Here is a 12,176-nt window from a genome sequence, read left to right as displayed (position 1 = left end):
GAGGGACTGCTGCTGATCGACCCCGCCACTCGCGCGCGTGATTTTCGGCGGAACCCGCAACGCACCACCGAGGCCACCTACGACCTCATCGTCGGAAGCGGGGTTACTCATCTCGTATGCGGCTTTATCGCGGACTCAGAGCGGAATCGCCTTCGAATGCAGGGTATTGATGTTCGGATCGGATCATGCGCTCGATCGATTGGTACGTTGGTCCGCGGGTTCGAAGACTTGCCTCCAGCTTAATTTGAGTTTCAGCGTCGCATATGGCCTGAATGCTGCTCCAAGGCGGCAGACCAATGGTCAGAACATCGAATACCTGACTTGCTTTCGGAAGCGAGGCATCGCCTGGTTCGCCGGGGAGCAATCTGAAACTTAACTCACATCAAAGATTCCAGACATCTGTCACAGCATCATCCGGGCCAAGAAGAGCACCTTCCTGCGGACTGGCCTCAACATTCGACCGGCATCGCGGAGCAATCGACGTGTTCAAACTGTCGGATGAAGCACCATGGAAACAAACCGAGACCAATTGCATAAAGACGAGAACCCGGGGGGGCGTTTCAGCGCCGCCAACATCGCCCTTTACGGCTTCCTCGCGATCGCGGGATTTTATCTCCTCACGGAACACCGCGCGCACTTGCTCGGCTGGCTGCCCTGGCTGCTGATCCTTGCCTGCCCCCTCCTGCATGTCTTCATGCACGGCAAGCATGGCGGACATAGTGGGCATGGCGGCGGCAACGACCGCTCGTCCGCGCGACAGCAGTCGCCGCATCAGCACTGAAATTCCATCCAGGAGAGCGCCATGCAAGACGACATTCCCGCGTACGGCCTGTGGTCCCTCGTCATCCTCAACTCGATCGTCTTCATCTTCTTCGCGTTCAGCTTCTTCAAGCCATCCACGCCGCGGGACTGGCGATCCTTCGGCGCCTTCAGTGCTTTCATCGTGGCGCTGTTCACGGAAATGTACGGTTTCCCCCTGACGATCTACCTGCTCTCCGGCTGGTTGCAGTCCCGCTATCCGGGCGTCAACTGGCTCTCCCACGACGCGGGTCACCTGCTCGAGGAGCTGTTCGGCTGGCGCTCAAATCCCCATTTCGGTCCGTTCCACCTGCTGAGTTTTGTCTTCATCGGCGGCGGCTTTGTCCTCATCTCGGCCGGGTGGAAGATGCTCTACGAAGCGCAACGCAAGCGCACGCTCGCCACCTCGGGGGTGTATTCCTGGGTTCGGCATCCACAATATGTCGGCTTCGTTCTGGTCATGTTCGGCTTCCTGCTGCAGTGGCCAACCCTGCTCACACTTGCGATGTTCCCCGTCCTGGTCTTCATGTATTGGCGCCTTTCCAAACACGAAGAACGCGAGTCGCTTGCCGAATTCGGCGACGCCTATGCGCGCTATATGCGGGAAGTGCCGGCATTCATTCCCCGCCTGTCGGCGCGACGCGCCAAAGCGAGCGGGTGATCAAGATGGCGGGCGACTGTTCGTCTTTCTATCGATCATGGCTTTATCGCTCACCCTTTTCAACCCACGTTAAAGTCTGCGGCGGGATCGCACGCTTTCTAGTCGGGATATACCAACGTTGACTAGAAAGCCCCGTCATGGATACCCTTGTTTTCAAAACCCTTCGTCGCCTCGTCAAAACCGGAACTCTCACGATAACAACCGCCAACGGGGTCACCAGGAGCTTCGGTGACGGGGCCGGTCCGGCGGTGGCAGTGCGGTTCAGAACCGCCGCGGCGCAGCGTCGGGTTCTGCTCGATCCCGAGTTGCGGCTTGGCGAAGCCTTCGTCGACGGCGACCTTATCATCGAACAGGGTACCATCACGGAGGTGCTCGAGCTGCTTCTGTCCCAGGACCAGAACGACGCGGCGACGATCACGACAAAGATACTCTCCCGCTTGCGTTTTGCTCTCCGGCGGCGGGTGCAGAAAAACGTCCGTCAGAAATCCAGGCGAAACGTTGCTCATCACTACGATCTCAGCAGCAAGCTCTACGAACTCTTCCTCGATAAGGACATGCAGTACAGCTGCGCCTATTTCGAAAGAGCAGACATGTCTTTGGATGAGGCGCAGCAGGCCAAGAAGCGCCACATTGCTGCTAAGCTCCTGCCTGGTCGTCATGCGCGCGTGCTCGACATCGGCTGCGGCTGGGGCGGTCTGGCGCTCTACCTGGCTGAGGCTTTCGACGCCCATGTCACCGGGATCACGCTTTCGAGCGAACAACTCGAATTTGCTAGGGGGCGGGCAGCGGCGGCTTCAGATCCGGCGCGTCTGGAATTCCGATCGCAGGACTACAGGGACGTGAACGAACGTTTCGACCGGATCGTGTCAGTGGGTATGTTCGAACATGTCGGCGTCAATCACTACGATGAGTTCTTCCGAAAATGCCGCGATCTGCTCGATGATGAAGGCGTTTTCGTGCTGCATTCGATCGGCCGCTCCGATCCGCCGGGTTTCACCAACCCGTGGATCGCCAGATACATTTTCCCGGGCGGATACATACCGGCTCTTTCCGAGGTCCTGCCGGCGATCGAGCGGGCGGGGCTCGTGGTCACCGATGTCGAGATCCTGCGCCTTCACTATGCCGAAACGCTCAGACATTGGCGCGAGCGATTTCTCGCCCGCCGCACTGAGGCGGTCGATCTCTTCGATGAGCGCTTTGCGCGCTTGTGGGAGTATTATCTCGGCGTCTCGGAACTCGCTTTCCGCTATCAGGGGATGATGGTGTTCCAGATCCAGATCGCCAGGCGACAGGACGCCGTCCCGCTGACGCGGGGTTATATCGAGCGGGAAGAGCGTCGCTTGCAGGCGGTCAGTACCACACAGCCGGAATGTGAGTCGGCACAGGAACACTCATGCGTGGCGGTCGGCTGAAAAGCCATTGCCTCGCCGTAAACGGCTGCTTGTGCCCCCTTGATCCAGTTCATCTTTTGTCGCGCGCTTCGCTGATCATACCGCGAGCCAGTCGCACACGATGCGAGGAATACGCCGATTGAGCAAAAAGGCCGCCGTCATGGAGAAGATTGCGATCGCGCCGAAATGCCAAAGCAGGACCATCGCGCCGGTGTCCAGGCCATGAAACAGATTGAACATGGTTGCAGGCAGGGAAAAGGCTGACAGAGCGGCGACCGCGATTGTCGGCCCCCTCCACAGGATCAGGCCGATCCGGCCGAGGCCAAGCATCGCGAAGAAGATCGGAATTCCGACGATCCCGATAACGAGCGGGCATTGTGGACTCGTCTCGAAGGCGAAAGCACGCCAACCCTCCCGGGAGACGTCGAGGGCGATGCTGGTAAATTCCGACACGAGCCAGAGTCCCAGGGCGATCAGGGGCAGGAGGAGCCAGGACCGGGATAGCGGTGAGATGCGCACGATCAAAAGCGCCAGCACACCAGTGACAAAGATCATCGCCGAGGTCGCAACTGAGGTGACAAACATACCGTCCGCCAATCGAGAGGGAAGATCGGCACGAAGCGGCCGCGCCAAGAGGAGCGCCGGCACCATGATCGCAAGGATGGCGGCGGCGCAGAGCCGGCGGGTTCGGATTCGGCTTTCAACGTGTCGCGGCCTTATATCCGCCGCAAGCCTGTCGATCAGATCTTCCGTTCGTAGTCGCCGCCGCGTCATCGTCAGTTTCCACTGAAAGCCGCGCCCATCGCCGGCTGATACTCCAGGGCGGGTGGTTCAGATGAAGGGCCGCCGCACGAGGGTTCGATGTGTCATTCGCAGGAGAACGGCAAATTGTTACCTTTGCCACACCTTCCGATCCGAATTCCAACAGATTGGAATGGGCTTTGCTGCAGCAAAGGCCTGGCGCCTGTTTTTCGCTTTATTGAACATGATCACTGGAGAATGTCACCGAGATCGGCCGCGAACGTCCCGGAACGGTGATCTCGACGGCGATGTCGTAGCGATCGTTTCCCGAGAGAGTGACAAAACCACCGTAGGTGATCGTGTTCTCGATTTTCATCGGCTCGAGCTGGATGGTTTGCTGGCCAACGTGACCCAGGCCGCTGATGGTTGCGGACACGCTCGCGTTCTCCACGCGTGCGCCTGTCTGGTCGTCGAAAACGGCGACGACGAGGTGTTGCTGATGCCGCGCGGTTCCAGGCCCGCCGTGCATTGTGCTTTCCGGGTGACCGGTCGGATGACCCCGGACGACAGGGGCCGGGACGATGCCAAGGTAAACGGCAAGGCCGCCCGCTTTCTGATAGCCATCGTTTGCCATTGCGGTGCCGAGCGCGAGCATCATCGCGATCAGCACACCAGAACTCCGCAGCCATGCCCTTACCGCCATGTGATCTACTCCGACAGCGAACTTCCGTGAGGCTCCGCGATCCTTGTGGGGGTTTGACGCCATGACAAGTTCGTTCCGCATCTATTCGCCGCGCTGCCGCAGCCACTGACGCATGTCATCGATTTCGGTCTGCTGCGCGGCGATAATCTGCTGCGCCCAGGCTTTGGTCTGATGGTCGGTCCCAAGCTCAAGAACGGCCCGGGCCATATCGATGGCTGCCTGATGGTGCGGGATCATCCCTTTGACGAATGCGACATCCGGATCCGTCGACTGCATCGCTTCCATCATCGGTGCGTGCATGCCCATCATGGCACGCATGTAGGCCTGCGAGGCGTGCGGCAGCGATGCCAGGCAGGCCGACATGTGGTCGCCCATCATGCTTTCCATCATCTCCATCATCGGTGCGCATTGTTGCGGCATGCTCATGGTTGCTGACGGGGGCTGTTCGCCTGCCGGTCGGGTGTCATGGTGCGCATCATTCTGCGCGAACGCCGTTGCCGGTGCGAACACCAGCGCAAGTGCCAGCATCGTTCTCATTCTGGGCTGCATGTCGAGCCTCCTTGCTGTTGCGATGGGCCGCGCATCTGCATTCCATGCATATGTGTCGACCGGATCCGTTGTGCCGCTGCCGTGTAGATCCACGATTGCGTCCAATCGATATGTGGTTCGACATAGGCCGATGCGCGGCAGGCGAACTTAACTTCGATCAAGGAATGGCGGGCGCTTCGACCAGAAGATCACCGATATGGTCTTCGAGCGACCGCGTTTGCCTTCTCTGCGCACGACGTGGGTGGCCATCCGCGGGTTCCCGACACGCTCAGGTTCAAATGCGATCGCCTCACAGGTTAGCCAGGGTGACGGTGACAACACACAAGAAGGGGGGCGTACCATGAGCATCGCATCGTCGGCGACCGAAGCAAGGAAATGGTGGTTTCCAACCGCCTACACCATTCTGTTCGGACTTATCGTGCTCGTCGCAGCGCTGACCTGGATCATTCCGGCCGGCCAGTACCAACGGGTGCAAAACCCCGCACTGGACCGCGAAGTTCCAGTCGCCGGTACATATACCGTGAGCGAACCGGATCCGCAGGGCGTATTCGACGTCATCATGGCCCCAATCGGCGGGCTTTATAACCCCGTGACCAATGCGGCCAACGCCATCGACGTTGCGCTCTTCGTGCTCATTATCGGCGGGTTCATCGGTGTCGTCGCCTCCACCGGAGCAATCAACTCCGGTATCAGCAGTGCCATGAGGTCACTCAAGGGCCGCGAGAAGTGGATGATCCCGGTGCTTATGGCGCTGTTCGCCTTCGGCGGCACGACGTACGGCATGGCTGAGGAGACGCTTGCCTTCTATGTGCTCCTGATCCCGATCATGATCGCGGCGCGGTACGATGCCGTGACCGCGGTGGCGATCATCCTGCTTGGTGCAGGCGTCGGCGTGTTGGGCTCCACGGTCAACGCCTTTGCCACAGTCATTGCGTCCGACGCCGCGGGTATCCCTTTCACCCAGGGAATCGTGCTGCGCTTCGTCATTTTGGGGCTCTCCTGGCTCGCCTGCGTCATCTATGTCATGCGCTATGCAGAGCGCGTCCGGATCGACCCCAGCCGCTCCCTCGTCTATGATCGCAAGGCGGACAACGAGGCGCATTTTCTTGCCGCACATGGCGGCGAGGCACTTGAATTTACCGGCCTGCACAAGGTCGTGCTTGTGGTGTTCGCACTCACCTTCGTGGTCATGATCTGGGGCGTGCTGCGGGCCGGATGGTGGATGGGCCAGATGAGCGGCCTTTTCCTGGCCTCGGCAATCCTCATTGGCCTGATCGCGCGTCCTGGCGAGGAGAAATTCGTCGACGCCTTCGTCAACGGGGCGCGCGACCTTCTGGGTGTGGCGCTGATCATCGGCCTCGCGCGCGGCATCGTCGTGATCATGGATGCAGGAAAGATAACCGATACGATCCTGCACTGGGCTGAACTCTCGGTTGCGGGACTGGGAGAGGTCGCGTTCATCAACGTGATCTACTGGATCAATGTCCTACTCTCCTTCTTCGTGCCGTCTTCCTCCGGGCTGGCCGTTCTGTCGATGCCGATCATGGCACCCGTCGCGGACTTCGCAGGGGTCGGTCGCAACCTCGTCGTCACCGCCTATCAATCGGCCAACGGCCTGGTGAACCTGATCAACCCGACATTTGCCGTGGTGATGGGCGCGCTCGCCATCGGCCGCGTCCCCTATGAGCGCTGGCTCCGATTCATGGCGCCGCTGCTCCTCATACTCACCGTCATCATCATGGCCAGCCTCAGCGCAGCCGTGCTGCTCGCTGCCTGAAGGAGAACCAGGATGACCATTACCTACGGCGTTCATTCCGAGGTCGGCAAGCTCAGACGCGTTCTGGTCGACCGGCCGGGCGCAGCCCTTACCCGCCTAACCCCTGGCAATTGTCATGAACTGCTCTTCGACGACGTTATCTGGGTCAAGCAGGCCCGTGTCGAGCACATGACGTTCGTCGATGCGATCCGCCATCGCGGCAGCGAAGTCGTCTTCCTGCGCGAGGCGTTGGCGCAGACGATGCAGGATATGGAGGCGCGCCGCTGGTTGTTGGAGCGGCGGGTCAACGTGAACACTGTGGGTGTCGGGCTTGCCGACGATCTCTGCGCCCACCTGATGGAAATCAATTCCGACGATCTGTCGCTCATCCTCATGGGCGGCATGAGCAGGGCGGAACTGCCGGTCGCGCCAACCGGCGTGCTGGCGCCGGTCCTGCGGCCGCAGGATTTCTTGCTTCCCCCGCTCCCGAACCATTTGTTTACGCGCGACACGACGTGCTGGATCTATGGCGGTGTCACGCTCAACCCCATGCGCTGGAATGCCCGCAAGCTCGAGACGGTGAACATTGCCGCCGTCTATCGTTTTCATCCGGACTTTCGCAACGCCGGCTTTCCTGTCTGGTGGGGCGACCCGGATGAGGACTACGGACTGGCTACCGCAGAGGGCGGAGATGTCATGCCGCTTGGAAACGGCCTCGTGCTGATAGGTATGGGAGAGCGCACCACGCCGCAGGCCGTGGGGCAGATCGCGCGCGCCCTGTTCGCCAAAGGGGCCGCTGAACGCGTCATCGCGTGCAAACTGCCCGTCGAGCGCGCCTCCATGCATCTCGATACCGTGTTTACCTTTTGCGATCGCGACCTGGTGACGTTGTTTTCGGACGTTGTGGACGGCATCACCGCCTACTCGCTGCGGCCGGGTGCGAAGGCCGGGGAAATCGACGTGCGGCAGGAGACGGGCCATCTTACGGAGGTTGTGGCGCGGGCGCTCAGCCTCAAGAAGCTGCGGGTGGTGCAGACTGGCGGTGATGCCTATGTGGCCGAGCGCGAGCAATGGGACGACGGAAACAATGTCGTCGCCCTCGAGCCTGGCGTGGTCGTTGCCTATGACCGCAACACCTATACCAACACGCAACTGCGCAAGGCTGGCGTGGAGGTCATCACGGTGCCCGGCGCCGAGCTCGGCCGCGGCCGAGGCGGCGGCCATTGCATGACTTGTCCGCTGATCCGCGATCCGATCTAGGGAGGAAAGAATGCCCGTCAATCTTGTCGGCCGCAGCGTGCTCAAGCTATTCGATTTTTCACCGGACGAAATCCGTTTTCTGCTGCAGCTCTCCGCATCGCTCAAACAGGCCAAGTATGGCGGTTACGAACAGCAACGGCTCAAAGGAAAGAACATCGCGCTGATCTTCGAGAAGGATTCAACGCGTACCAGGACCGGCTTCGAGGTCGCCGCCTACGATCAGGGTGCGCATGTCACCTATCTCGGCCCGTCAGGAACGCAGATCGGCAAGAAGGAGTCGATGAAGGATACCGCCCGGGTGCTTGGACGCATGTATGATGGTATCGAGTATCGCGGCTTTGGCCAGGTACAGGCCGAGACACTCGCCGCTCATGCCGGCGTGCCTGTCTATAATGGCCTGACGGACGAGTTCCATCCGACGCAGATTCTCGCCGATTTTCTGACCATGCGCGAGTACACGCGCAAGCACCTGTCGCAACTCTCCTTCTGCTTCCTCGGCGATGCCGGCAACAATATGGGCAATTCGCTCCTCACCGGAGCGACGTTGATCGGCATGGACGTGCGGCTTGGTGCGCCGAAGACGTGTTGGCCGGACGAGGCGTTGGTCGATCAATGCCGGGCCGTGGCGGAGAAGACCGGAGCACGGATTACGCTCACGGAGGATCCTCAGGAAGCGTCGAAAGGGTGCGACTTCGTCTATACCGATGTCTGGGTCTCGATGGGCGAACCTGATTCGGTCTGGGACGAGCGCATCAGGCTTTTGACACCCTACCGCGTCACCGCCGATCTGATGCGCGCCACGGGCAATCCCCACGCCAAGTTCATGCACTGTCTTCCGGCCTTTCACAACCGCGAGACCGAGATCGGTGAGAAGATTTATGAGCAATACGGCATCGACTGCATGGAAGTGACGGAAGAAGTCTTCGAGTCGCATGCTTCCATCGTCTTTGACCAGGCGGAAAACCGCATGCATACAATCAAGGCGATTCTCGTCGCCACATTGGGAGTGTGATCATGCGGGTCGTTGTTGCGCTGGGCGGCAACGCCCTTCTCAAGCGAGGCGAGCCTATGACGGCGGAGGTGCAGCGCGCCAATGTGCGCAAGGCTGCGGCGGCGCTTGCCGACCTTGCCGCGCATCACGACATCGTCGTGGCGCATGGAAGCGGACCGCAGGTCGGTCTGCTTGCCCTTCAGGCGGCGGCGCTGAAGGATATTGCTCCCTACCCCCTCGACGTCATCAGTGCCGAGAGCATCGGCATGATCGGCTATCTGGTCGAGCAGGAACTGGCCAATGCGCTTCCGCAAGCCGCAAGGCTGGCGACATTGCTGACCCATATCGAGGTTGACCCGGACGATCCCGCCTTCGGCCGGCCGGAAAAACCTATCGGTCAGATCTACGATTGGTCAGAAGCCGAGAGCGCACGCATTGCGCATGGCTGGCCGATGACAGAAGAGGCGCCCGGGCGGTGGCGGCGGGTGGTGCCGTCACCCCTGCCGAAACGCATCGTCCAGATGGAGGTAATCCGCCTGCTGGTCGATGCTGGTGTGGTGACGATCTGCGTCGGTGGTGGTGGTATTCCCGTCATTCGGGACATCTCGGGCGGCCTTCAGGGCGTGGAGGCCGTTATCGACAAGGATCGTGCTGCCGGCCTGCTCGCCGCGGACCTCGCCGCCGATGCATTCCTGATGCTGACCGACGTCGATGCCGTCTATCTCGACTGGGGCACGCCACAACAGCGTCCGGTTCGAGCGGCGCAACCGGCCGAGTTGGCGGCTTTTGCGTTTCCGCCCGGGTCCATGGGGCCAAAAGTGGAAGCCGCTTGCCAGTTCGCCGGGACACCCGGCCGGATCGCGGGCATCGGACGCCTGGAAGATGCCCGCGCGATTCTGGAGGGCAAAGCCGGCACGATCGTCAAGTCGGCATAGTGGTTGGCCGACCGCTTCCCACGCTACGCTGATGCCGCGCGAAGCCAGAACTTGATCTGGATTAAAGATTCACGCGCGTTTGGCGGCGAGGTTGCACATCTAAACATTGTCTCTTCCAAAGCCTTGATCAGTGCGGCAGAACCCCTGTAGCCCGCTGTGATGGACGTCTGGACGGGCTCATACGGACGAGGAAAAATGAGTTCACCGCACTCCCATCACGATCACCGGAATCATAACCATCATGCAACCGGCGAAGCAGCGCAGGAAGCCGGGCAAGGTGCTTCCAGCATCGTTTCTGCGGCAGGGTCCAGCCATTCGGATCACGCCGGCCACGATCACGGCGCCATGGTCGCGGACTTTCGCCGCCGGTTTTGGGTGACCCTCGTGCTTACCCCTCCGGTGCTACTGCTCTCTCCGATGATAAGAGACTGGCTCGGGCTCTCGGACGTGCTCTCCTTCCCAGGCGACGGATGGGTCCTGTTCGCATTGTCGACCATCGCCTACTTCTATGGTGGCTGGCCCTTTCTGACCGGTTTCTTCTCCGAGCTGCGCAAGGGGCAGCCCGGCATGATGACACTCATCGCGCTGGCGATCTCGGCTGCGTACTTTTTCTCCGCCGCTGTCACGTTCGGTTTTCCGGGCGAAGCGTTCTACTGGGAGCTCGTCACCCTCATCGCCATCATGCTGCTCGGTCACTGGATCGAAATGCGCTCCGTGATGGGCGCGTCGCGTGCCCTGGAAGAGCTCGTTCGCCTCTTGCCCGATAGCGCGACCCGCATCGACGACGACGGCAAGATGCACGAGGTACCGATCTCCGATCTCAAGCCCGGTGATCGCGTCATCGTCCGCCCGGGCGCCAAGGTTCCGGTCGACGGCGAAATCGTCGAGGGCTCGTCCGGCTTCAACGAGGCGATGCTGACGGGCGAATCGCGTCCCGTCACCAAGACGGTCGGCGCAACGGCGATCGGCGGTGCGATCAACGGCGCCAACGCCGTGACCATCAAAGTGACGAAGACAGGCGATGCGACCTATCTCGCTCAGGTCATCGATCTGGTGAAGAAAGCCCAGGCAACGCGTTCGCGGACACAGGATATCGCCAACAGGGCGGCCGCCTGGCTGACCTACATCGCCCTGGTCGTCGGCTTCGGAACGCTGTTCGTCTGGTGGCTTTGGCTTGGCGCGCCGCTTGAGTTCGCACTGGAACGCATGGTCACCGTGATGGTCGTGGCTTGCCCGCATGCCCTTGGGCTTGCCGTGCCGCTGGTGGTCGCCGTCAGCACATCGCTGAGCGCCAGCAATGGTCTTCTGATCCGTGACCGGGCGGCGTTCGAACGTGCCCGCAATCTCCAGGCAGTCGTTTTGGACAAGACCGGCACACTGACCGAGGGGCGCTTCGGCGTCAGCGACGTCGTGCTGCTCGCGGGTGGCGACGAGAACGCCGAGCTTGCCTTTGCCGCGGCAGCTGAGAGTCAGTCCGAGCACCCGATCGCTCACGGCATCGTGGCTGAAGCGAAACGCAGGAATATCAACATTGAGAAAGCCAGCGAGGTGAGCAATATCACGGGCGAAGGCATTGTCGCGAAGGTCGACGGGCAGGACATTCGCATCGTCAGCCCCGGCCATCTTGCACGACAGGGCAAACCCATCACACATGAAAGGCTGAAGCAGCTCGAAGCGCAGGGCAAAACGGTGGTGGCGCTGGTGCGCAACGGCGAAGCGCGTGCGCTCTTCGCGCTCGCCGACATCGTCCGACCGGAATCGAAAGACGCCATCGCGGAACTCACCCAGCTCGGCATCAAATCAGTCATGTTGACGGGCGACGCAAAGGGTGTAGCCGAGAGCGTGTCGAAGGAACTAGGGATCGCCGAGTACTTCGCGGAGGTTCTGCCCGATCAGAAGTCCGACAAGATCAAGGAGCTTCAGGCTCGGGGCCTCTCGGTGGCAATGGTCGGTGACGGCGTCAACGATGCACCGGCGCTCGTCCAGGCGGACCTCGGCGTGGCCATTGGAGCCGGCACGGATGTGGCCGTGGAGTCGGCGGATGTCGTGCTCGTCAAGAGCGATCCGCGCGATGTCGCGGCAATCCTCGGTCTGTCACGTGCGACCTACCGAAAGATGGTGCAGAACCTCATCTGGGCAACCGGCTACAATACCATAGCCATCCCGATGGCCGCCGGCATCACGTTCGGCACGGGCTTTCTGATGACGCCGGCCATAGCCGCGGTGTTCATGTCAGCCAGCACCATCATCGTTGCCATCAATGCGCAGTTCCTGCGTTTTTACAGGCGCCAAGGCATGAAGGCCGCTTCATGACAAGTGTCCGCTCTTTGAGCCGCTCGCCAGACCAGCCAGGCCTCAGCCTGTTCCTGGCCGTCACCGTTCCTGACATCT

The 12,176-nt window shown here is 61.0% G+C and carries 11 protein-coding genes; 8 read left to right on the top strand and 3 right to left on the bottom strand.

The window, feature by feature from the left end:
- Positions 1-508: 508 nt before the first annotated feature.
- The 3 genes from P9A16_RS17565 to P9A16_RS17555 all read left to right on the top strand — a co-directional run bounded on the left by P9A16_RS17565 (position 509) and on the right by P9A16_RS17555 (position 2,871).
- Complete coding sequence (locus tag P9A16_RS17565) at positions 509-781, top strand: DUF2933 domain-containing protein (protein ID WP_112585259.1); 273 nt, start codon at positions 509-511, stop codon at positions 779-781.
- Positions 782-802: 21 nt separating this feature from the next.
- Entirely contained in the window at positions 803-1,459 is a 657-nt protein-coding gene (locus tag P9A16_RS17560; RefSeq protein WP_077546200.1) for a methyltransferase family protein, read from the top strand.
- 137 nt (positions 1,460-1,596) lie between these two features.
- A complete protein-coding gene (locus P9A16_RS17555; RefSeq protein WP_112585257.1) occupies positions 1,597-2,871 on the top strand; it encodes an SAM-dependent methyltransferase in 1,275 nt (424 codons plus the stop codon).
- A 75-nt stretch (positions 2,872-2,946) separates the two neighbouring features.
- On the opposite strand, the gene P9A16_RS17550 is transcribed toward P9A16_RS17555, so the two are convergent.
- The 3 genes from P9A16_RS17550 to copM form a co-directional block, all read right to left on the bottom strand.
- Entirely contained in the window at positions 2,947-3,624 is a 678-nt protein-coding gene (locus tag P9A16_RS17550) for an NrsF family protein (protein ID WP_112585255.1), read from the bottom strand.
- A gap of 202 nt (positions 3,625-3,826) precedes the next feature.
- Positions 3,827-4,261, bottom strand: coding sequence for a hypothetical protein (locus tag P9A16_RS17545; RefSeq protein ID WP_278025780.1), 435 nt, complete (start codon positions 4,259-4,261; stop codon positions 3,827-3,829).
- 114 nt (positions 4,262-4,375) lie between these two features.
- Positions 4,376-4,843, bottom strand: a complete 468-nt coding sequence (gene copM, locus P9A16_RS17540; protein ID WP_216331578.1) for a CopM family metallochaperone — start codon at positions 4,841-4,843, stop codon at positions 4,376-4,378.
- Positions 4,844-5,183: 340 nt separating this feature from the next.
- On the opposite strand from copM, the gene P9A16_RS17535 reads away from it, so the two are divergent.
- The 5 genes from P9A16_RS17535 (at position 5,184) to P9A16_RS17515 (ending at position 12,098) form a co-directional block, all read left to right on the top strand.
- Entirely contained in the window at positions 5,184-6,620 is a 1,437-nt protein-coding gene (locus P9A16_RS17535; RefSeq protein WP_112585251.1) for a YfcC family protein, read from the top strand.
- 12 nt (positions 6,621-6,632) lie between these two features.
- Positions 6,633-7,859, top strand: a complete 1,227-nt coding sequence (locus tag P9A16_RS17530) for an arginine deiminase (RefSeq protein WP_112585249.1) — start codon at positions 6,633-6,635, stop codon at positions 7,857-7,859.
- 10 nt (positions 7,860-7,869) lie between these two features.
- Positions 7,870-8,871 carry an ornithine carbamoyltransferase gene (gene argF / locus P9A16_RS17525; RefSeq protein WP_278025779.1) on the top strand — a complete coding sequence of 334 codons (1,002 nt, stop codon included), beginning with the start codon at positions 7,870-7,872 and terminating at the stop codon, positions 8,869-8,871.
- Positions 8,872-8,873: 2 nt separating this feature from the next.
- Positions 8,874-9,785, top strand: coding sequence for a carbamate kinase (gene arcC, locus P9A16_RS17520; RefSeq protein WP_112585244.1), 912 nt, complete (start codon positions 8,874-8,876; stop codon positions 9,783-9,785).
- 159 nt (positions 9,786-9,944) lie between these two features.
- The gene (locus tag P9A16_RS17515) at positions 9,945-12,098 is read left to right on the top strand and encodes a heavy metal translocating P-type ATPase (RefSeq protein ID WP_278025778.1); all 2,154 of its coding nucleotides are present in this window, start codon (positions 9,945-9,947) and stop codon (positions 12,096-12,098) included.
- Positions 12,099-12,176 lie beyond the last annotated feature (78 nt).

Origin of the sequence: Shinella sp. 838, from assembly GCF_029623935.1 — a bacterium.
GTDB lineage: Bacteria > Pseudomonadota > Alphaproteobacteria > Rhizobiales > Rhizobiaceae > Shinella.
The sequence above is the reverse complement of the archived record's forward strand: the minus strand, read 5'-3'. Positions and strand labels throughout refer to the sequence as shown.